The 19,171-nt window shown below is 69.1% G+C and carries 21 protein-coding genes and 1 tRNA gene; 8 read left to right on the forward strand and 14 right to left on the reverse strand.

All coding sequences use genetic code 11. The features are described from left to right. Positions 1–42: 42 nt before the first annotated feature. Together AB0N03_RS31170 and AB0N03_RS31175 are read right to left on the reverse strand one after the other, a co-directional pair. A complete protein-coding gene (locus tag AB0N03_RS31170) occupies positions 43–2,871 on the reverse strand; it encodes a PQQ-dependent sugar dehydrogenase (protein ID WP_364378832.1) in 2,829 nt (942 codons plus the stop codon). Between the two features lie 111 nt (positions 2,872–2,982). Continuing rightward, on the reverse strand, positions 2,983–3,630 hold the full coding sequence (locus tag AB0N03_RS31175; RefSeq protein WP_364378835.1) for a L,D-transpeptidase: 648 nt from the start codon (positions 3,628–3,630) through the stop codon (positions 2,983–2,985). Between the two features lie 251 nt (positions 3,631–3,881). Here AB0N03_RS31175 and AB0N03_RS31180 point away from each other — a divergent pair, with 251 nt between their 5' ends. Then, a complete protein-coding gene (locus AB0N03_RS31180; RefSeq protein ID WP_364378838.1) occupies positions 3,882–4,391 on the forward strand; it encodes a hypothetical protein in 510 nt (169 codons plus the stop codon). Here the strand turns inward: AB0N03_RS31180 and AB0N03_RS31185 are convergent. Both AB0N03_RS31185 and AB0N03_RS31190 read right to left on the reverse strand, forming a co-directional pair. Next, positions 4,381–5,271, reverse strand: a complete 891-nt coding sequence (locus AB0N03_RS31185) for a serine/threonine-protein kinase (RefSeq protein WP_364378840.1) — start codon at positions 5,269–5,271, stop codon at positions 4,381–4,383. The genes AB0N03_RS31180 and AB0N03_RS31185 overlap by 11 nt on opposite strands. Then, complete coding sequence (locus tag AB0N03_RS31190) at positions 5,265–6,971, reverse strand: N-6 DNA methylase (protein ID WP_364378842.1); 1,707 nt, start codon at positions 6,969–6,971, stop codon at positions 5,265–5,267. The genes AB0N03_RS31185 and AB0N03_RS31190 overlap by 7 nt, the downstream gene beginning before the upstream one ends. A gap of 76 nt (positions 6,972–7,047) precedes the next feature. On the opposite strand from AB0N03_RS31190, the gene AB0N03_RS31195 reads away from it, so the two are divergent. Then, positions 7,048–7,812, forward strand: a complete 765-nt coding sequence (locus tag AB0N03_RS31195) for a protein phosphatase 2C domain-containing protein (protein WP_364378845.1) — start codon at positions 7,048–7,050, stop codon at positions 7,810–7,812. Positions 7,813–7,858: 46 nt separating this feature from the next. Further along, positions 7,859–7,943: transfer RNA gene (locus tag AB0N03_RS31200), tRNA-Ser, on the forward strand. A gap of 89 nt (positions 7,944–8,032) precedes the next feature. Here the strand turns inward: AB0N03_RS31200 and AB0N03_RS31205 are convergent. Beyond that, a complete protein-coding gene (locus AB0N03_RS31205; RefSeq protein WP_364378848.1) occupies positions 8,033–9,250 on the reverse strand; it encodes a site-specific integrase in 1,218 nt (405 codons plus the stop codon). After that, on the reverse strand, positions 9,139–9,705 hold the full coding sequence (locus AB0N03_RS31210; RefSeq protein WP_364378851.1) for an excisionase family DNA-binding protein: 567 nt from the start codon (positions 9,703–9,705) through the stop codon (positions 9,139–9,141). Before AB0N03_RS31210 ends, AB0N03_RS31205 begins: the two co-directional genes overlap by 112 nt. Before the next feature lie 798 nt (positions 9,706–10,503). On the opposite strand from AB0N03_RS31210, the gene AB0N03_RS31215 reads away from it, so the two are divergent. Continuing rightward, a complete protein-coding gene (locus AB0N03_RS31215; RefSeq protein ID WP_364378854.1) occupies positions 10,504–10,749 on the forward strand; it encodes a hypothetical protein in 246 nt (81 codons plus the stop codon). Positions 10,750–10,921: 172 nt separating this feature from the next. On the opposite strand, the gene AB0N03_RS31220 is transcribed toward AB0N03_RS31215, so the two are convergent. From AB0N03_RS31220 to AB0N03_RS31230, 3 genes are read right to left on the reverse strand one after another with little or no spacing between them, the layout of a single operon-like run. Next, the gene (locus AB0N03_RS31220; RefSeq protein WP_364378857.1) at positions 10,922–11,545 is read right to left on the reverse strand and encodes a hypothetical protein; all 624 of its coding nucleotides are present in this window, start codon (positions 11,543–11,545) and stop codon (positions 10,922–10,924) included. Then, positions 11,542–12,408: an ImmA/IrrE family metallo-endopeptidase gene (locus tag AB0N03_RS31225; RefSeq protein WP_364378860.1), complete on the reverse strand. Its 867-nt coding sequence runs from the start codon at positions 12,406–12,408 to the stop codon at positions 11,542–11,544. Before AB0N03_RS31225 ends, AB0N03_RS31220 begins: the two co-directional genes overlap by 4 nt. Before the next feature lie 16 nt (positions 12,409–12,424). After that, complete coding sequence (locus tag AB0N03_RS31230) at positions 12,425–12,763, reverse strand: helix-turn-helix transcriptional regulator (RefSeq protein WP_364378863.1); 339 nt, start codon at positions 12,761–12,763, stop codon at positions 12,425–12,427. A gap of 517 nt (positions 12,764–13,280) precedes the next feature. Here AB0N03_RS31230 and AB0N03_RS31235 point away from each other — a divergent pair. Next, on the forward strand, positions 13,281–13,517 hold the full coding sequence (locus AB0N03_RS31235) for a hypothetical protein (protein ID WP_364378866.1): 237 nt from the start codon (positions 13,281–13,283) through the stop codon (positions 13,515–13,517). A 225-nt stretch (positions 13,518–13,742) separates the two neighbouring features. Here AB0N03_RS31235 and AB0N03_RS31240 read toward each other — a convergent pair whose 3' ends face one another. The 3 genes from AB0N03_RS31240 to AB0N03_RS31250 form a co-directional block, all read right to left on the reverse strand. After that, positions 13,743–14,072, reverse strand: coding sequence for a hypothetical protein (locus tag AB0N03_RS31240; protein ID WP_364378869.1), 330 nt, complete (start codon positions 14,070–14,072; stop codon positions 13,743–13,745). 182 nt (positions 14,073–14,254) lie between these two features. Further along, entirely contained in the window at positions 14,255–14,449 is a 195-nt protein-coding gene (locus AB0N03_RS31245) for a hypothetical protein (protein WP_364378872.1), read from the reverse strand. 170 nt (positions 14,450–14,619) lie between these two features. Then, entirely contained in the window at positions 14,620–14,958 is a 339-nt protein-coding gene (locus tag AB0N03_RS31250) for a VOC family protein (protein ID WP_246265157.1), read from the reverse strand. A 285-nt stretch (positions 14,959–15,243) separates the two neighbouring features. Between AB0N03_RS31250 and AB0N03_RS31255 the strand changes: the two genes are divergently transcribed. Together AB0N03_RS31255 and AB0N03_RS31260 are read left to right on the forward strand one after the other, a co-directional pair. Then, positions 15,244–15,780 carry an ATP-binding protein gene (locus AB0N03_RS31255; RefSeq protein ID WP_364378875.1) on the forward strand — a complete coding sequence of 179 codons (537 nt, stop codon included), beginning with the start codon at positions 15,244–15,246 and terminating at the stop codon, positions 15,778–15,780. Positions 15,781–15,934: 154 nt separating this feature from the next. Continuing rightward, positions 15,935–16,342 carry a hypothetical protein gene (locus tag AB0N03_RS31260; RefSeq protein ID WP_364378878.1) on the forward strand — a complete coding sequence of 136 codons (408 nt, stop codon included), beginning with the start codon at positions 15,935–15,937 and terminating at the stop codon, positions 16,340–16,342. 239 nt (positions 16,343–16,581) lie between these two features. On the opposite strand, the gene AB0N03_RS31265 is transcribed toward AB0N03_RS31260, so the two are convergent. Then, positions 16,582–16,827, reverse strand: a complete 246-nt coding sequence (locus AB0N03_RS31265) for a hypothetical protein (RefSeq protein ID WP_364378881.1) — start codon at positions 16,825–16,827, stop codon at positions 16,582–16,584. 65 nt (positions 16,828–16,892) lie between these two features. Further along, the gene (locus tag AB0N03_RS31270) at positions 16,893–17,651 is read right to left on the reverse strand and encodes an IclR family transcriptional regulator (RefSeq protein WP_364378884.1); all 759 of its coding nucleotides are present in this window, start codon (positions 17,649–17,651) and stop codon (positions 16,893–16,895) included. A gap of 110 nt (positions 17,652–17,761) precedes the next feature. On the opposite strand from AB0N03_RS31270, the gene AB0N03_RS31275 reads away from it, so the two are divergent. After that, entirely contained in the window at positions 17,762–19,144 is a 1,383-nt protein-coding gene (locus AB0N03_RS31275) for an FAD-dependent oxidoreductase (RefSeq protein WP_364378887.1), read from the forward strand. Positions 19,145–19,171 lie beyond the last annotated feature (27 nt).

Below are 19,171 nucleotides of genomic sequence, written 5' to 3' on the forward strand. Positions count from 1 at the left end.
CCGGAGCTTTCCGGGGCCAGGTGGGCGCTGATCAGTTCAGCTTCACCAGGGGCGGTCGACCGCTCCCGTCGCCGGCGTGAACGTGATGTAGCCGCCCTGGAAGTCGCTGCGGTACACCCCGTTCGTCACGTACTCGTCCGTGGTCGGGTACCGCAGGTAGGACCGCTCCCACCCGAGGGCCGCCCAGCGCTTGCGGATCTCGCCCTTCACGGCGTGCGCACCGGTCGCGTTCGTGAAGTAGATCGAGTGGCCGAGGCTGAAGTGGTTGAACCGGCCGACGCCGTCGGGAGTCCCGTCTTCGTCGTTCGTCGGGTAACCCAGGCCGCGTTCCCACCCGAGGGCGGCCCACTTCTTCCGGATCTCGCCGTAGATCCCGTGCGCGCCCGTCTGGGGCGTGAAGTAGATCGACCCCACGTTGGTGCCCTTGATGAAGTGGTTGAACCGGCCGACACCGTCCGGCGTGCCGTCCTCGTCGTTGGTCGGGTAACCCAGGATCTGCCCGTAGCCGAGCGCCGCCCACTTCTTCCGGATCTCACCGTAGATCGTGTGCGCGCCCGTCGCGGCCGTGTAGTAGATCGACCCCACGTTGCCGTTGTTGACGAAGTCGTTGAACTGCGCACCGTCCGCATTGGTCGCGGTGTCGGACGTCGGCGGCCCGAGCTTGGTGATCCCGCCGACGGCGAGGTACTTGTCCAGCACCGGACCGGTGAGGACCTTCGTACCGCCGACGGCACTCCAGTACAGGCGCCCGTTGGCGTAGGTCCGGTAGTGGACCGTGCCGTCGGTGACCTCGGTGCCGGTCGGCGCCCCGAGCATCGTCCGCAACGCCGGGTCGGCGTTGTAGCGCTGGTCGATCGGGGTGTCGTAGTTCGCCGTCAGCGTCAGGTCGCTCGCGCCGACCGTGACGACCCACGTCGTCGCCGACGGACCGCCCTGCCAGCCGATGAACTTCGAGACGCCGTCGGTGCCCAGCGGCGCGGCCTCGACGTCGAAGCTGGCGCCCTCGGTCACCAGCGCCGAGTTGACGCCGCCCTCGACCGGGATGCTCAGCGCCGCGGGCTGCGTGCTGAGCAGGGTGATCCGGTGCTGACGCGGCATCGCCGTGTACGTCTTCGACGTGGTGACGCCCGCACTGTCGGTCACCGTCGCGGTGAACTCCATCCGGGAGTCCGGGTGCTCGGTGAACGGCTGCGCGAAGCTCGTCCCGGTGCCGCCGGCGCCGGGGTGGGAGTGGCACGTCGCCTCGCTCGGGCAGTGCCGGACCGCGGTGGTCCACGAGATCGGCAGCGTGCCGTCCTCGGCGTCCGTCGCGGTGGCGCTGACGCCGACCTGCTGGTTCACCGCGAAGGTCGCGGTGTCCCCGGGCGTGGTCAGCTCGAGCTGCGGGGTGTGGTTGCCGGGCGCGACCGCGATGGTGGTCGTGCCGGTGGCCCCCAGCGGGTCCCGGACCGTCAGCTGCGCGGTGAACGACCCGGTGCCCGCCGCGTAGGCGTGGTTCACCGCCGGGCCGCCGTCGGTGACCGTGGTCCCGTCACCGAAGTCCCAGTCGTACTTCAGCAGGTCGCCGTCGAAGTCGACCGACGTGGAGCCGTCGAACGACACCGTGCGGGTGTCCGGGTCGGTCGTCGTCGTGGCCTTCGCCACCGGCGCGGTGTTGCCGGCCGAGTAGCTCAGCCGCCGCAGGTTGCCGGTGAGGATGTCGGCGTAGACGATGTCGCCGTTCGGCGCCGACGCCAGCCTCGTCGGGCCGCCGATGTCGGTGAAGACCGGCGGGTTCTCCGGGGCCTGCGTGAGCTTGCCCTGGTCGTCGTAGCGCAGGGTCCACAGCTTGTGCGTCACGTAGTCGGCGAAGAAGTACGAGCCGCGGTACGACGCCGGGTAGCTGGATCCGTTGTAGACGATCCCGCCGCTGACGCTGTTGCCCTGCATGGCACCGTTGCCGTGCGGGTACTCGAAGATCGGGGCCTGGTTCGCCACGCCAGCGCAGCCCGCGAGCGTGCTGTAGCCCGGCGTCGGGTGGGTGCCTTCCCAGCACGGCCACCCCTGGTTGCCGCCGCGCTGGACGACGTCGACCTCTTCCCAGTTGTTCCAGCCGACGTCACCCGCGACCGGCAGGCCGAGGTTCGCGTCGATGGTGAACCGGAACGGGTTGCGGAAACCGCGCGCGAAGACCTTGCTCGCGGTCGACGCCGGGTTGGCCGCGTCGTAGTACGGGTTCCCCGGCACGCCCTTGCCGTCGGCGGTCAGGTGGAAGATCTTGCCGTACGGCTGGTTGACGTCCTGGGCGCGCAGCGCGCCCGCGTCCACCTGCGTGAAGTCGCCGTTGTCGCCGATGGACAGCCACAGTGTCCCGTCGGCGGCCGCGACGACCGTGTCGATGCCGTGGACGTCGAAGAAGCCCGGCACCTCGAACACCGGCTGCTCGCCGGTCAGCCCGGCCGGCGCGCCCGCCGCGTCCACGGTCACCGTGAACTTCGAGAGCCGCAGGACGAAGCCGCTGCCGACGTTGACCGACCGCGTCACGTAGATCGTGTGCGACGTCGCGTAGTCCGGCGCCACGGCCAGCCCGACCAGCCCCAGGTCGCTGATCTCACGGGTCGGCAGTGTCGCGACCGTCCGTGGCGTCCCGGTGACCGGGACCCACTGGACGCGCCCGTTCTTCGCCGTGGCGAGCACGGATTGGTCGGGCAGGTACGCGAAATCGGTGAGCTGGTAGTTCCCCAGCCCGGTACTGGTGTCCCGCAGGACGAATCCCTGCGGGAGCGTCGTCGCCGCCGTCGCCACCCCCGTGGACACGACGGGCAGCAACGCCCCTGTCAGCACCGCCGCCACCAAGGCGTGGCGTAGTGCTCTGAGCTTTCCCAAGGCCATTTGGCCCCCCTTCCCAAGCGATCACTTATCGCCTGAGCAGGGGAACCAGTTGCACTCGGCCGAGCGAATTTATCTGTTCGTGACCTACTGTCCGTGCCGGTTCGCCGGTGGTTACGGGACAACCTGGACGACGTCACCGACGTGCAAAGTGTTGAAGAACTTCAGGGATGCGCTCGCCGACAGGTGGATGCAGCCGTGCGAGTACACCGAAAGGCTGCCGGTGTGGAAGGCGTCGCCCGGGTAGAAGAACACCGAGTTCGGCATCGGCGCGTTGTCGAACTCCTTCGACAGGTGCACCTTCTCCTTCGACAGCACGTGGAAGGTGCCGGTCGGTGTCGCGTAGCCCTTGCGGCCCGGCAGCATCGGCACCGGCCCGTAGACGACCTTGCCGCCCTGCAGGATCCACGCCTTGTGCGCGGAGAGGTCGACGCAGGCGGCGGTGCCCGACGCGGCGGCCGCGGCGGCGCACGGGACGCCCGGGTCGCCGGCCGGAGCCGCCGGCTTGGGCTTGGGCTTCGGCTTCGGCTTGGCCGTGGTGCTGGTCGGCGCCGGCTTGGTGGTCGACGGCGTCGGGGTCGCGCTCGTCGTGGTGGGGGCCGCGGTGGTGCTCGACGTGGTCGGCGCCCCGCCCCCGGTCCCGGCCGCGGCGACGGCCCCGCCGCCGGCGTTCGGCCCCTCGGGCGCCGCCCCACCCCCGGAGCACGCGGCCAGCACGAACGCGGTGGCCAGCGCGGCCGCTCCCGCCAGAAGCCTCTTCACGATCCGTTACCCCCATACTCGATCATCGCTTGTGGACACCCGTAAAGACGGCGGTCACCCGTTCGAGGTTCGTCCGAAAAGGTCACGATTTGGGCAGATGATGAACCCACGGTGATCGTTTCGCCGTAGTACCTGGCATCTCCACCTCCGGGTTGAGCCCGGATTCCACCCGGCCCCGGTCCCCACGCCGACGAAAACCGGCCGCCGTTCGCCGAAGCTGAGGGCACCTTCGAAAGCCAGGGAGCCCCGAAATGCCCAGCGCAGTGAACGTCCTGCTCTACGCGGCCATCGCCGCCTACGTCCTCTACAAGGTCGTCTACAAGCAGGTCCGCGGCACGCTGCTCACCCGCAAGACGCTGGTCGTGATGCCGCTGATCCTGGTCGCCGTCGGCGGGTACCTCGCCGCGAAAGCGCTGCCCGGCGCGTCGCCGGCCGAACTCGGGCTGCTCGGCGCCGACCTCGTCGTCCTCGCCGGGCTCGGGGTCCTGCGCAGCACCACGACGACGCTCACCGAGCGCGACGGCACGACCTTCCAGAAGGGCTCGGCCGTCACCGTCGGGCTGTGGCTGCTGACCATCGCCGTCCGGGTGGGCCTGATCGCGCTGGGCACCGCGCTCGGCGTCGCCGGTCCGCTGACCTCGGCGTCGATCGCGCTCACCCTCGGCGTCAGCATCGCGGTGCAGAACGCGACGACGTACTCCCGCATCCAGCGGCGCGGCCTGCCGCTCGCCGACCAGCGGCCGGCGGCACTCAGCCGCTGACGCGGCCCAGCATCCGGGCGTACATCCGGCCGGGGCTGGGCACCGACGGCGGCACCAGGAAGCCCGGCAGCGGGGGCAGCGCACCGACGAACGCGCCGAGCCGCTCGTACAGCGCGGCCGCCCCGGGCGGTCGCGCTTCCGGGTCCTTGGCCAGCATCTCGGCGAGCAGCGCGTTGAGCTGCTTCGGCACCCCCGGCACCGGCGGCGGCAGCTCCTTGACCTGCCGCTCGAACACCGCGTACGCCGTGGGCCCGTCGAAGAGCCGGCGCCCGGTGAGCATCTCGTGCAGCACGCACCCCAGCGCGTACAGATCGCTTCGCGGCTCCGCGCCACCGCGCTGGATCTGCTCGGGCGCCATGTACGACGGCGTCCCGAGCAGCTGCCCGGCCCGAGTGAACTGCGCGGCGTCGGCTTCGCGGAGCACCGCGAGCCCGAAGTCCATCACCTTGACCCCGCCGTCCGGCCCGAGCATCAGGTTGGACGGCTTGAGGTCGCGGTGGCAGACCGCGAGCGCGTGGGCGGCGGTCAGCACCGCGCACGCCTGCGCCGCGATCGCCGCGGCCCACGGCACCGGCAGCGGACCGTGCTCGGCGAGCAGGTCGGCGACCGTCACGCCGTCGACGAACTGCATGACCTGGAACAACCGGTCGTCGTGGGTGCCGTAGTCGTACAGCGTCGGCACGCCGGGGTGATCGAGCGTCGCGAGGATCCGTGCTTCGCGGGCGAAGCGGGCTTCGAGCTCTTCGTCGCGGCCAGGCAGCCTGAGCAGCTTGATCGCCACGCGCCGGCCGAGCCTGCGGTCGTGTCCGCCGTGCACCGCGCCCATCCCGCCGCGCCCGAGCGGCAGCTCCTCGAGCTCGTAGCGGTCGGCGATCAGCATCCGTTCCCCTGACGGCCCGGCGTGAGCCGTCCTTCGACAAGTCCAGCGAAGCCTAGCCTCACCAGCTCACGGCCCGTTTCCGCCGTCTCGCGCAGGACGGCGTCGAACTCGGCGAGCCGCCGGAAGACCTCGCCGTACTCGCGTTGGACGTCGATCGCGACCAGCGGGACCCGCACGCGCCTGCCGTCGATGCGCGTCGACGCGGACGCGGCGGGCAGGTCGGCCGCGCGCAGGCACCCGGCGAGGAAGTCCGCGTCCAGCCGGTCCGGGTCGACGCGGTACACGGTGAGGCCGGCGCCGACCGGTTCTGACGGTCCACTGTGGACGTACGCGATCCCGGTCACGGACGCGACGACGTCACCCGCTTCGGCGCTCGGGTGCTCGGCGTCGGCGCGGGCCGCGTGCCGGACCTCGAGGACCCCGGCTTTGACCAGCTCGCCGATCGTCGTGAACGCCGGCTCGGTGTCGACGGCTTCGAGCGGCGGCAGCTGCGGCGCCAGTCCGGCGAACCGGCCCCGCACCGCCTGGAACGCCTGGCCGAGATCCTCGTCCCGGCCGCGGCGCCGGGCCGGCGTGAGGTCGACGTCGTCGTCGAGCAGGTCGATGATCCGGACGCCGGATTCGGGATGCTCGCGGAACTCCCGCCACAGTTCATCCACTGTGGACAGATCGGCACCCGCCTCCGCCAGCAGGACGGTGGACGGCGGACGCTGCCCGGGCACCGGCCGCCGCAGCAGCCAGAGGTCCGGACCCACCGACGTCAGCGTGACGACCGCGCGCACCGCGCCCGCGCGCAGCAGGTTGCCACGGATGCGCTTCCCGCTGCGCCGCCCGGCCGCCGCGCCCGGCATCAGGATCGCCACCGGGCCACCGGGTTCGACGTGCGCGAGGCAGTGCTGCACCCAGGCGAGCTCCGGCTCGCCGCGCGGCGGCAGGCCGTACTCCCAGCGCGCGTCGCCGACGAGTTCGTCGTGCCCCCAGGCCCGTTCGTTGAACGGCGGGTCGCACAGCACGGCTTCGGCGGTCCGGCCGGCGAAGGCGTCTTCGCGCAGCGCGTCGACCGCGTAGACCTCGGCCTCGATGCCGCGCAGCCGCAGCCGCAGCGTCGCGATCGAGGCCGTCATCGGGTCGCTGTCCTGACCCAGCACGGTTTTCGCGCCGCTCGCGAGCGCGAGCGCGCCGAAGCCGCAGGCGGGGTCGAGGATCGCCGAGACCGGGCCGGCGAGCCGGGCCATCAGCTCGGCGACCGGCTCCGGGGTGGCCGACAACCGCCGTGAATGCGCCTCGAAGTACCGGCGGCACAACAGTTCGAACGACTCGAGCGGCCCGGCCCGGTGCGTCATCTCACTGAGCAGGGTGAGCAGCTCGGGATCGTCGAGCAAGCTGTCGAAGGTTTCGAAAATCCCGGCTTGGAAGGCGAAGAAGGCGCCGGCGCGGCTCACGCGCTCGGCGAGGTCGAGGTCGTCGCCCAACGCGCGCAGGCGCTGCCACGCGCGTTCACCGGCGGACAGTTCGAACTTCTTGCCGCGGGCGCGGAACCAGCCGGCGACGGCCGACAGCCCGAACAACGGGCTCGACGCCGTGCCGCCGACGGGCGGCGGGAAGTCCGGGTAGCGACGGCGCCAGTTGCTCACCGCGGCCCGGCCGACCCCGGCGAGCCGCGCGATGTCGGCCGCGCTGACCGTGGCGTCGTCGTCCATGGCGGCACTCTATCGGAGAGTGCTCCATTCAGCGGAGTTGCTTGTGAACTCAGTCAACCAATGCTTTCATGGGGACATGACACACGATCGGTACGTCCTCCGGTACGCCGCGGGGTCGGACGTCGGCCGGCGCCGCCAGGTCAACGAGGACTCGCTGTACGCGAGTTCCCGCCTGCTCGCGGTCGCCGACGGCATCGGCGGCCAGCCGCACGGCGAAGTCGCCAGCGCGACCGCGGTCGACGTGGTGCGTGAGCTCGACGTCGACCTGCGGCGGATCGACCTCACAAGCATCGACCTGGCCGCGACGCTGGCCGGCGTGGTCAAGTCCATCGATGAACGACTTGCGGAGGTCGCTTCGAACGAGCCGGCGACCGTGGGCATGGGCACGACGTTGACGGCGCTGATGTTCGACGGCATCGAGTTCGCGGCGGCCCACGTCGGCGACTCCCGGGGGTACCTGCTGCGCGAAGGCGGCCTGCGCCGCCTGACCCGCGACCACACGCTCGTGCAGGCCCTGGTCGAGGACGGCCGGGTCGCGGCCGAGGACGCGGACTCGCACCCGCGGCGGTCGCTGCTGATGAAAGCGCTGCAGACGACGGGTTCCAGCGACCCCGACATCTGGACGTTCACGGCGAAGCCGGGAGACCGCTATCTGCTCTGTTCGGACGGTCTGAGCGGCCCGGTGAGCGAAGCCACCCTGCGCGACGTCCTGGCGGCGATCCCGGACCCGGCCGAGGTGATCCCGGAGCTGATCCGCCTGGCCAACGAAGGCGGCGGCCCGGACAACATCACGTGCGTGGTGGCCGACATCGTCGCGGCGCCGCCCGCCACCAACAGCTGAGACCCGCCTTCAGGTCCCGGGACACCCATCCGGTATCGTCTCCTGCGGAGGATTGGCCGAGCGGCCTAAGGCGCACGCTTGGAAAGCGTGTTGGGTTCACGCCCTCGCAGGTTCGAATCCTGTATCCTCCGCGCTTGATCAGGCAAAACGCCGGGTGCCCGTCTTCGGGACACCCGGCGTTTTCCGCCTTAGTCTCAGTTCTAGTCTCATTTGACCCTGGTCAGGCCACCTCCGGCGTCTCGTCGCCCTCGTTCGCCGCGCCGTCTGGCGGTGCCCAGAGCAGCCCGTCGACCCGGCCGGCCACGCCCCGGCGGATGCGGTCGGTCACGTGCTGGTACCTCGCGGCCATGGCGGTACTCGACCACCCCATGATGGACATGACAGTCCGCTCGGGGACCTCCAGCAGCAGGAGAACCGTCGCGGCGGTGTGCCGGGCATCGTGGAGCCGACGCTCTCCCGCCTTGGCGTCGCGCAACAGCTCCTTCCAGTGGTGGTAGTCGGTGTTGGGCACGAGCGGCTGACCGGTCGGCTTGGTGAAGACGTAGCCGGTCTCCTCCCAGAGGTCGGCCGCCAAGGCGCGTTCCTGGGCCTGGGCAGCCTGGTGCCGCACGAGCAGGAGCGCGAGTTGCTTCGGCAGCCCGATGTACCGCTTACCGGCCCGCGACTTCGTGGGCGCGGTCTCCCGGCGAGTCGAGACGCGCTGAGGGCAGTATCCGGCGAACTTCCGGCCACACGGCGTCGCGCAACCATGCTTGTACTTCGGCCGGAGCCGATTTCGCCGCACACCGATTTCCGGCGCGTGTCGCTTGAAACACTTGGCGCAGAATGGCGACTTGTGCTGCTTGCACGGCCGGTCCCAGCGATCCCAGTTCACATCCGACCACTGGATGCCCAGGGCTTCGCCCTGTCGGAGCCCCAGGGCGAGCGCGATCGCCCACCGCGCGCTGTTGCGATGACGATTGGCGGTCTCGAGGATGCGCTGAATCTCGTCGACGTCGTATGGCTCGTAGTCCTGCTCCTCCACCTTCGGGGCCCGAGCCAGTTCCGCGGGGTTCTTGGTGATGATGTCGCGCTTGGCGGCCTCCTTGAGGGCAGTTCGGATCGTGCGGTGAACCTGGTGCACGCGGCCGGGAGCGGCGCCGGCCTGCATCATTTTCCGGTAGAGCTTCTCCAGGTGCTCAGGTTCCAGCTTGTGATCTGTGTGGGATCGTTGAAGGCGATGTGCACCAACGCCCGGGACAAGGTGCACGCGGCACGCCACCTCGTACGCCTCCCAGGCGTTCTCGGTGATGGTCGGTGGGGCCACGATCTCGTACAGCCAGTGGTTCAGCCACTTCTCGACTGTCCAGTTCTTCCCCGCCTTCCGGACGCGCCCTTCGTCGCGTTCGTTCTCCCACTCCCGCACCCTGTTGCGGACTTTGGACTCGTCCTTGGACATGCTGTGGCGACGGTCCGGTTCTCCGTTGTCCCTACGTCCGACCGTGACCCGGCCGTGCCAGTGGCTGTCCGTTTCACTGAAGTAGACGCTGCTTGCCCCGTTGGGTGCACGAGTACCTTCGGGTCGCTTCGGTCTTGGCATGGCTTTCCCTCTCTCCGAGGAGCACGCTCACCGTCCACTTGAGAGGCCAGGCTTGCGGCGTAGGCGTCAATTACATCAACGTGAACCCGCCGCAGCCGACCGATACGAACCGAAACAAGCTCACCTGAACCAATCAAGCGGAAGGTCGTGGTACGTCCGACGCTGAGTCGCCGGGCTGTCTCTTCGACGGTCAGCAAGACCTGAGACGCCGCTGGCGCGTCAAAGGACTTTCGCTGGCTGGCGTCTGCAGCCAGCCTCTCCGTCAGCCGCACGAGTGTGCCGACGAGTTGAGCGATCTCTTTAGGATTCGTCATGACGGCCTCTTAAACTCGGTTTGCACTGGCGCTGGCAAGTGCGGGTTCAGGGGTCGATACCTGAAACAGCGTGTTGGAGACGTTGGGGTCAACTGGCCCGCCGTCTGTAACTGAACACAGCCGACAGCTGCGGCCGCCGACGCACTCGGCCCGGCATGCAGACGCTGGCCCGGACCGGGGTGTGCAACGCCACGATGTGCTGTAGGTAGAGCAGATCGGCGTGCTGCGTGGCGCGAGCCGGTCGAACGACACGTGCTCGGCGACCTGCGCTGATAGCGCGACGAGTGCCAGATTGCCCGTTCCCCTCGCCACGAGCCCAACGCCGCCGCGACCACGGATAGCCGAACTACCTGCCGCGCCTGTGGCCGAGTCCGCAGAGGGCCCGGTGACGCGGTCGCGTTGCGCCCCCAACAATCGGCGCCGGCCAGGTCTCGTGCGCGTCGATCGGATCGGCTCCGCACGTCGCCGGGATCGGGGCTGACGCCTCGGTGCTCGTGCGTCGGCGCGCTGGACCACTTTGGCCACGAGGCCGCGCGGGCGTCGGCGGCGGTGCTGCTGCGGGCTCCGGCGGGAGCGCGGTTACGGCCGCGCCACCTGCGCGGCGGACGGGTCGAATCTCCTCGGTAGTGGGGACGGCCGTCCGGAGGCTGCCAGCGTCGGGTCATGAGGGGGCCTCCGGTGCCAGGTGCCGCCGGGACGTACCGGCGGGGTCGTGGTGCTGTCACCTACTAGTTCCGGAAAAACAGCCCCGCGGGGACAAGGACCACAGAAAATCGCCCCATCGGACTTGGCGCCGCAGTGTTCGTTCTGGGCGGCTGGGTTGTCTACTGGTGCCTGCGCTGGTGGTACTTCGGCCACTTCTTCCCGAACACCTACTACAAGAAGACCACCGACCACGTCCCCGCTCTGCAGAAGCTCGCCGACCTCAGCCTCGCGATCGCACCGCTCCTGGTGCCCGTGCTCATGGGGATCGCCATCTGCGTCGCGTGGTACCGGCGCACCGCAGCCTCCCGGACAAGCTCCCTCGCCGATCTGCCAGTGTGATCTGGTCGGTACTGATGCGACGGGCGGCGAACTGTTCGGCGAGTGAGCCTGATCCGTTTTGACGGACATCCTGCCGCAGCACAGGAGAAGCTCTACCGAGCGATCAGAGCCCGCCAAGCAGGGCCGCCGGATTGCCTGCCGGTCCCAGGCACCGCCCTGAGCGATGGGCAGGTCAGTCTGGGCGGCCCCATAGTTCCTTGGCAAGAAGATTCGTGACCTCGATCGGCTGGAGACCGTCATCGAGGCCGCGCATCCGCCCGTAGACATCACGCATCTCCGCCTTATCCCGCAGCAGGCCTCTTCGAGCTGCGATCTGAAGGACCGTCACGGTACCTACCAGCTGAATGGAGCCCACGGACTTGCCCTGGGCTTGCCGGCGACCGAGCCTCGCTATCTCGGAGCTCGCAAGGCGGGCACCTTGCCCATCGTCTATCAGGACCGTGACGTCAGCGCCCTCCTCTGCAACGACGACCGCGTGCGCGACGACCATCAGCTCGCCCAGATCCTTCGGATCTGCCAGCCGCTGAGCCATGGGCAACTGAGTGATCCGCTGCACAGCCGCTTCGAGCTCCGCCGTCGAGTCGTCGGAGAGTACTTCCATCCAGTTGGGCGTGATCCTTCCCCAGACCGCTTCCGCGGCCCTGAAGCGCGTGTCGCGCGCCGCCTTCCCGCGGATCTCGTCTCGCACGCATTCCGGAGTACAGAGCTTGCCCAATGCGCCAATGAGCAGGCGCTCCCGGTTGATCGAGAAGAAGTTGAGGCCAGGGCCAGCGTCAATGATCGGCCGATGGCTCATCTGACCTCTCGATCCTGCGCGTCACCCTCGCCCTCCTCGTCGGGGCGACTGAGGGCCGCATCCAGCTCGGCCAGGTCGACATCAGCGTTAGGCAGCTCCGCTGCGTCGGCCCAACCCACTTCTCGCTGCTCAGGAACCACGCCTGCCTCTTGCAGGTCTTTCTCGACCTCGGACAGCGGAATACCGCGCAAGGTGGCGATGGCCTGCGCAGACAGGACAGACTCGGCGTAGCCGTTGATCGCTCGGGCCAGCAGCCGTTGCGGCGCGCGACGCCGATTGGACTCCGCCTGCAGGCCACCATATTGATCGCTCCACCCGAAGCGTGCGGCCAGCTGTGGCGTGTCGTGGCGCTTCCACTCGTCCTTGGTGGCCACGTCGATGTACCGGCCCTCGCACAGCTGGATGGCCGCGACGGCAGGGGATACGAGGAACCGTTGCACTACGGCCGACAAGGTGGCCAGCGTGGGCCCCGGGCGCCCTTCAAGGAACTCGTGCAGCCCTGCGAGGGGGACCAGCAGATGCCGCGCGAACGCATTCGCTCGACTCTCAGTGGGGCTCTTGCCTCCCCAGGCGACCTCGCGGGTATCAACCCAGTCTGCGAACAGCACGTGTCCGAGTTCGTGGGCGAGTGTGCTGCGCTGCCGCATCGGGTTGAGCGTGCGCGCGACGCCGATGAAGACAGCGTCGCGCGCTGGGTCGCGCATGGCGAGCCCATGCTCGTCCGGGCCGACATCGAGCACAGCTACATCAAAACCGGTCGTCTGCTCGATCACTGCAGCAAGGTCACCCAGCGGCTGGTCCCCCAGGTGATGATCGGCTCGAAACTTCTCTGCCTTGCTCCGGCCTTCAGCTTCCGTGCTCATGATTCCTGTCAGCTGCTCACACGGTCGCCAGGACAGCCTGGTCGTCCAGGTATGCGTCCAACTCCAGGTAGTGCAGCAGCGCTTCCCGCATCTGCTGCATCTCCGATTCGTTCGTTGACCTCGCCGCACATTGCACGCGGTCAGCTACCGTCGTTGTACCGGCGAGCTGGGCGACCGTATGCCCTGTGGCCTGGGCGATGGCAACGATCTCCGGCATCTTGGCAGCCCTCTGGCCACCAATGATGCGAGATAGCGTGGGCTGCGAGATGCCAGTGGCGTCTGCAAGGGTGCGTTGGCTGAGGTTGGCGGTCTTGAGAGCGCGCTCGATCAGCGCGCCAACGTTCGTCGTCGGCATAGCCCCTCACATCGGTGAATCATTCTCATCATCAGTGATTCAAGTATAAGGTGCGGACGTCAAGCCCGCCAGGGCAGAGGCTGCGAACACAGCACGATTTGGTCACACTCGACCATCCCCTTCACTGCACTGACCAGGCAATCTGTCGATCACGCCTTGGCAGCTTGCGTAGCCGTTCCACCACCGCATGCCGCCGCCCGCACACCACACGACTCTCACCCGAGACCGCTGACGGACACCACCTGCGCTTGTCACTCATCGCAGGAGTGAGCGCAACCTCGGGCATACCTCAGGCGACACAGACGACGCATGCGGACGGCCTGGCAGGTGCATCGATGCCGCCACATCTGCTGTCCAATCACCCTGCCGCACGAGCCGGTGTCGCTGGTAGGCGGCGGACAACGCGACCAGCTCGCCGTCCTCTCCAGCCCAGGTGAGCTGCGATGCGAAACCCACGACCGGGTCAGACTGCGATCAGCAGTGACCATCCGAGGGCGTCGTCGCCCAATATGAGGGCTTGCGCGTTGCGCTGGACCTACCCGGCCACCTCCTTGCTCGGCTCGCTCTCAATCGCAGCCTGCACGGCCAGGACCTCGGGACCGATCTCCTGCTCGATGCCATCGGACGTATCGTCGGCGTCGCCGACCTGGCTGCCGGCCGGCTACTCGCCGTCGACGCACTCGATGACATACAGCCGCCTTCTATCGCGAACATGACTTCACCCCGGTCAAGAGCGACCCGCCTCGCCTGCTGATCAAAATTCGACAGCCAAGGAGCTGATGAATCTCGCCTGAGGTCCCGTCTGGCCTATGCCGACGCGCGGGCACAAGCCAGACGGGCGGTCAGGCGCCGGTGAGCCGAGGATGGCGAGGCTGCCGTGGCGACCCGGCGGGGTGCCGATGTACTCATGCGCGCGGCGAGCGTCGTCGCTCGCCGCGCGTGAGTTTCGCGGCCACCGCGCGGCAGCCTCGGCACCAGATCAGCGCGACTGCAAACCCGCGGCCAAGATGCACGGACAGCTGGAACGGCCGGGGCGTGCCACTATGGCGCGCCCCGGCCGTCGATCAACCGGCTTCCAACGCCCGGCGTTGACGTGCGGCGGAGCCCAATAGATCTCCGCCCACAGGCCGTGGTTGCTGGCCGAACCCCAGCCCTGCGCCCAGCTGGACAGCAAGTTGCCGGCGCTGGTGCACAGCCAGCCGGGCAGCCGGGTCTGGCATGCGCGCACCGCACCCCAGATCGCACCGTTGGCCATGTCGGCGTAGGACGCAGTGATCCAGAAGCGGTCACCAGTGATGCCGGTGGCCACGGCCGGACGGACACCGCCGGTGTATGCAGCCGTCTGGATGTGCCCCGCACCGACGGCGGCACCCCCGCGTCTCCCGGGGACCGGTGCCGACGACAGCGACGCCCGCGAAGGCGTCCCGCATCAGCGTGACGACTTCGGCGCGGCCGGCCGGCGTCGCAGTCTGCGCCTGCCACGCCGCCAGCTCAGCCGTGGTCAGCTGCATCGAGACGGTTCGAACGCCGCCCCCAGCCGGGATCGCGCACCGCAACCGGCCCGTTGGCGGTGACGGCCAGCGCCACGGCCAGTGCGGCGAGGGCACATGCAGCGAGCATCAGCCAGCGACGCTTGACCTCCGCCCCGGCATGTCCGATCGTGTGATTGCTCATTGTCTTCGACAAGCTCGCGGTCCGCTACGAGGCAACCGTACTGGTAGCGGCCATCAACGAGTGGCTGTGACCAGCGCATCTGAGGCCATGCCCTCTCCGAGGCGGCCAGCAGCTGATGAACCGCTCGCCCAAGCCTGAGCGCTACGGCGTCTGACGGGGGATACCTGTCAACGCCGGTGACGTCAGGAAGACGTCAGGCAGAAGGGGTGGCCGGCCGGATCCAGGAGTACCCGCCAGCGTCCGTCGCCGGGCTGATGGTCCGGTTTGGCCGCGCCGAGTTCCAGGGCCAGCTCTTCCATCGCATCGAGGTCGTCAGCGCGGAAATCCAGGTGGAACTGTTGTGGCACGTCCTGACCCGGCCACTGCGGAGCCCGGTATCCGTCAACCCTCTGGAATCCCAGATCACAGCCGGAGTCGTCCGTCAGAGCGACGAACTCGTCCGTACTGAAGAGTTCGCGCATCCCGGTCAGTGCACCGTAGAAGTCCGCCAGCGTCTGCGGGTCGGCACAGTCCAGAGTCACCCCTCGCAGTACAGCGCCTGGCATCATTCGCTCCTTCGCGTCCGCGCGTCTGTCTCCGTGAGCCGCCGTTGCACGCGATCACCGGCCACAGCCGCACCGTACTCGCCACATCCACCGCTGAAGTAGCGGTTTACCCCTGCCTCAGAGCAACGGGTGGCTGTGACCGGCGCTTTCGATACAGGCCCTAGACCCGTCCCACCCGAACACCCGCTCGGCGGCTACTTGAGACTGCCTCAGGAGCGCGCGATCAGTGATAATGAGGCTTTCGCTTAGCCTGGGGATGGGATGAGACAACCAACGCTCTTTCTGACGGTCGGGCTGCCAGCCACTGGAAAGACCGGTGCTGCGCGACGCATAGAGATCGAGCGCAACGCGCTTCGCCTTACGAAGGACGAGTGGGTAAAGGCTCTCTACGGGCACGAGAACCCGCCATCAGCCTCCGACGTGATCGAAGGACGGCTCATCCAGATCGGGCTGCGCGCCCTCGAACTCGGCAGCAACGTGGTGATCGACTACGGACTGTGGGGTCGAGACGAGCGCTCGGCGCTGCGGCAGGCAGCGGCGGACCGCGGCGCAAGTGTGGAGATGCACTACTTCGAGGTGTCCCCGGCCGAGCAGCGGAGACGACTCGATCAGCGCCAAGCCGACGAGGCAGACACCACGTGGCCTATGTCCGACGAGGAACTCGCCGAGTGGGTCGGCATCATCCAGATCCCGACGCGAGGTGAACTCGACGGCAGCGAACCTATTGATGATCCACCGGATGGATTCGCATCCTGGGACGAGTGGCGCGGGCATCGCTGGCCGCCGGCGGTCTCCTGACCGCTACCGCTCATCGGCACGTGCGTGCGTCGCGGCAGCGCGGAGCACCAGCCCTGTCCGCCAACGTGCAGCGTGATGCCCAGCTTCGCGCGAGTTCACCGGACCGGCCATCGGCGGGTTCACCGGCTCGGCCGACCTGTTCGGCGACGGGAGCGTGCTCGCGCTGCCGACGCCCGGACACAGCCCGGGAAGCACCAGCGTGCTGGTGGACCACCGGTTCCTGCTGACCAGGGACGCGATGTACACCATCCACCACCTCGCGGTGGACCAGGTGCGGGCGATCCAGACCGGCGACCAGGCACAGTACGTCGACTCGGTACGGCGGATCCAATGGCTCTGCCGCGCACTCCCCGAACTGCTCATCCTCACCGCGCACGACCACACCGAATACGGCTGGCGGCTGATCGCCGGGCTCGTCGACGGCGAACTGTCCGATGAGGACCTGTCCTGGGCCAAATCCTACGAGTGGGCCACCTTCGACGAACTGGCCAACCTCAACCCCGACCCGGCTACCGCGGTTCGTCCCGGCCGGGGACGGTGGCCCGGTCGGCACGCGGGCTGAGCCTCGCCGGCGCGGGGCGGTTCACCGCGGAGACGACCGCGCGGCGACGCCGTCACGATCGACGGGTCGATGCCCGCCTCCCGAAGAACCGGTCCTCCGCCGGCGGGCTCGGTGTACGACGCAGATCCTGTGCTGGATCTGCGGATCGAGGCCAGGGACGGCACGAACTCGGCGCAGGCATCGTCCAACAACAGCACGATTGCCGGATACCGGACTCCTCAGGCCGCCGCCCTTGCCGGTCAGCTGCAGCCCGCGGCCTTCGCGCGACTAACCAATTTCTCAACAAGCTCCTCATCCAGGCCATCCAGAGTGGTCTCGGGCGCTGATCGACCATGTTCGTGTCCCGACGGTGGAGGGGATGCCGCCGCGGCGGCGGGAGCCGCTGTGGCGAGCGCGAGCGCCGCCACAGTGCCCGCAGCCGCGAGCGTTTTGCCGAGGAATCCGGTCCGGTCGGGCAAGGTGTGTACGCCGGTGACGTCATCCACACCGGAACCCCAGGCGTCGGTGAGCTGCGCCGACGATTCGCCTGACCCGTCGCTTCCACGGTGTCTTACCCGGCTGGAGTTCGCGGTGCCGGCTTCGCCTTCTCGATCGTCGCCGCCGCGTGGCGCAGGGCCGTCAGGTACTCCGGAAGCCGGTTCGGGGCGTAGCGGAACTCCGGTACGCCCAGGGAAATCGCGGTGTGCGCGTGGTCCTCCCGGCCGCCCACCGCCACGCCCAGTGCGACGAATCCCGACCTCGTCTCCGAGACGTTGGTGCCGAACCCCTTGGCGCGCACGTCCTCCAGGGTGCGATGCAGGCTTCGGGGGTCGGCGGCCAGTCGCGAGCCGCTGTAGAGCGCGATGACGTCTTCGTCGCTCATCGTCGCGAGCATCGCCCGGCCGCCCGAGACCATGTGCGCCGGAAGCACCAAGCCGGTCCGGTCCCCGACGCGGACCGCCTGCCCCGACTCGACCGTGGCGATGAAGTGCACGTCACGGCCGCGCAGCACCTGCAGGAACACCGTTTCGTTCGTCTGTTCCGCGAGCCCCTTCATGGCCGGCGCCGCCGAGGCTCGCAGCCGGCTCAGCGGATCGCCGCCCGGTCGCTTCACCGGGAGGCGGTGGCCCGCCCGGTACACACGCGTCACCCCTTGCTCGGCGAAGCCGCGGTACACCAGCGCGCTCAGCACCCGGTGCGCGCTCGACCGGCCGATACCCAGCAGCTGCGCGACGTCGCCGACCGTCACCGACGCACCGGTCTGCAGCGTCGCCAGCACCTGCAGCGCGTGATCCACCGATTTCAGCGGATAACCCGGCGTGCGTCCCATCGCTTCACCTCCAGCCTTCTACGGAAAGATCGTAGCTGGTCAGAGCCTTGCGGTTCTGCAATGCGGAACAGAGGCCACCGCCGGGCCCAGGCGAGGCACCGTTCTGAACCATGACCGGACGAGAACCAGCGTTGCCGCACACGACGGAGGGCGACTCGATCAGCCTGCCCGGCGAAACGATCGAGGTCGACCGAACCGTGGACGTCGTCGTCGCGGGTGGCGGTCCGGCCGGGCTCTGCGCGGCCGTCGCCGCGGCCCGCTCCGGAGCACGAACAGTGCTGGTCGAGCAGGCGCCGTTCCTCGGCGGCACGGCTACCGGCGCGATGGTCGCCAGCTTCATGGGTTTCTACTGGCGCGACGTGCGCGTCGGCGGCGGCATCGCCCACGAGATCACCGACCGCCTCGTGAAAGCCGGGGGCGCGAAAGCGTTCACCCCCTACGTCCTCGCCGAGGCGAGCCGGAACCCAGTCAAGGTACGGACCTTCCCCTTCGATCCGGAAGTGCTCAAGTTCGTCCTCGACGACATGCTCGCGGAGAGCGGGGCCGAGCTGCAGCTGCACACCCAGGTCGTCGACCCCCTTCAGCTGGGCACCACGGTAGGCGGAGTCGTCACCCAGGACCAGTACGCACGTCGCGCGATCCGGGCGAAAGTTGTGGTCGACGCCACCGCGAACGCGGTCGTCAGCCGCCGGGCGGGGTGCCGGACGCAGAACCAGGTCGAGGACCGGCGGCGCCGCCAGCCGATGACGCTCATGGCAAGGCTGTCGAACGTCGATGTCGCACGTTTTCGCGCCTTGCCGCGCGAAGAGAAGCGGCGGCTCGCGGTGTCCGGCGTGCGGGCCGGTGCGCTCCAGCAGGAGCTGCTGTCCCTGATCAGCTCCCCCGAAGGATCCGACGCGTTCATCCTCATGACCCGGGTGACCGGGCTCGACGGCTCCGACAGCCGGGACCTCACCGCCGCCGAACGGATCGGCCGCACGCAGATCCGGGCGGTCGTCGATTTCCTGCGAACGTCCGTGCCGGGGTTCGAACGGTGCTACCTCGCCGCACTGGCTCCCTGGATCGGCGTGCGCGAGACGTGGCGCGTCGAAGGCGACTACACGCTGACCGAGGACGACGTTCTCGGGGGACGTCAGTTCGCCGACGCGATCGCCCAGGCCGGCGGCCCCCTAGACGTGCACGACACCAGGGGGACCGGACTCGTACTGCTCGAACCACCCGCTCCCTTCTCCGTCCCGTACCGGTGTCTCGTCCCGCGGGGGGCCGAGGGCCTCCTGGTGGCGGGCCGGTGCCTGTCCGCGACGGGGCGCGCGATGGGCGCCACCCGGCACATGGGCACGGCCATGGCGACGGGTCAGGCGGCGGGCACCGCCGCGGCCATCGCGGCGTGCCAGGACATCAGCACCCACGACGTTCCGGTCGAGCAGCTGCGCCGTGCGCTGCGCGACGCGGGCGCCGTCGTCGACTCCCCCGTCCCCGGCAGCGGCCCCTGACCGGGCCCTTCCTTGCTCTGTCCCGTA

The sequence above is a fragment of the Amycolatopsis sp. NPDC051061 genome (assembly GCF_040682935.1).
Lineage (GTDB): Bacteria > Actinomycetota > Actinomycetes > Mycobacteriales > Pseudonocardiaceae > Amycolatopsis.

Bases quoted from the DNA above. Each gene is read 5' to 3' on its own strand.
- AB0N03_RS31170 (WP_364378832.1), bottom strand. From the start codon at position 2,871: ATGGCCTTGGGAAAGCTCAGAGCACTACGCCACGCCTTGGTGGCGGCG.
- AB0N03_RS31180 (WP_364378838.1), top strand. From the start codon at position 3,882: ATGCCCAGCGCAGTGAACGTCCTGCTCTACGCGGCCATCGCCGCCTAC.
- AB0N03_RS31185 (WP_364378840.1), bottom strand. From the start codon at position 5,271: ATGCTGATCGCCGACCGCTACGAGCTCGAGGAGCTGCCGCTCGGGCGC.
- AB0N03_RS31190 (WP_364378842.1), bottom strand. From the start codon at position 6,971: ATGGACGACGACGCCACGGTCAGCGCGGCCGACATCGCGCGGCTCGCC.
- AB0N03_RS31195 (WP_364378845.1), top strand. From the start codon at position 7,048: ATGACACACGATCGGTACGTCCTCCGGTACGCCGCGGGGTCGGACGTC.
- AB0N03_RS31205 (WP_364378848.1), bottom strand. From the start codon at position 9,250: ATGTCCAAGGACGAGTCCAAAGTCCGCAACAGGGTGCGGGAGTGGGAG.
- AB0N03_RS31210 (WP_364378851.1), bottom strand. From the start codon at position 9,705: ATGACGAATCCTAAAGAGATCGCTCAACTCGTCGGCACACTCGTGCGG.
- AB0N03_RS31220 (WP_364378857.1), bottom strand. From the start codon at position 11,545: ATGAGCCATCGGCCGATCATTGACGCTGGCCCTGGCCTCAACTTCTTC.
- AB0N03_RS31225 (WP_364378860.1), bottom strand. From the start codon at position 12,408: ATGAGCACGGAAGCTGAAGGCCGGAGCAAGGCAGAGAAGTTTCGAGCC.
- AB0N03_RS31230 (WP_364378863.1), bottom strand. From the start codon at position 12,763: ATGCCGACGACGAACGTTGGCGCGCTGATCGAGCGCGCTCTCAAGACC.
- AB0N03_RS31255 (WP_364378875.1), top strand. From the start codon at position 15,244: ATGAGACAACCAACGCTCTTTCTGACGGTCGGGCTGCCAGCCACTGGA.
- AB0N03_RS31270 (WP_364378884.1), bottom strand. From the start codon at position 17,651: ATGGGACGCACGCCGGGTTATCCGCTGAAATCGGTGGATCACGCGCTG.
- AB0N03_RS31275 (WP_364378887.1), top strand. From the start codon at position 17,762: ATGACCGGACGAGAACCAGCGTTGCCGCACACGACGGAGGGCGACTCG.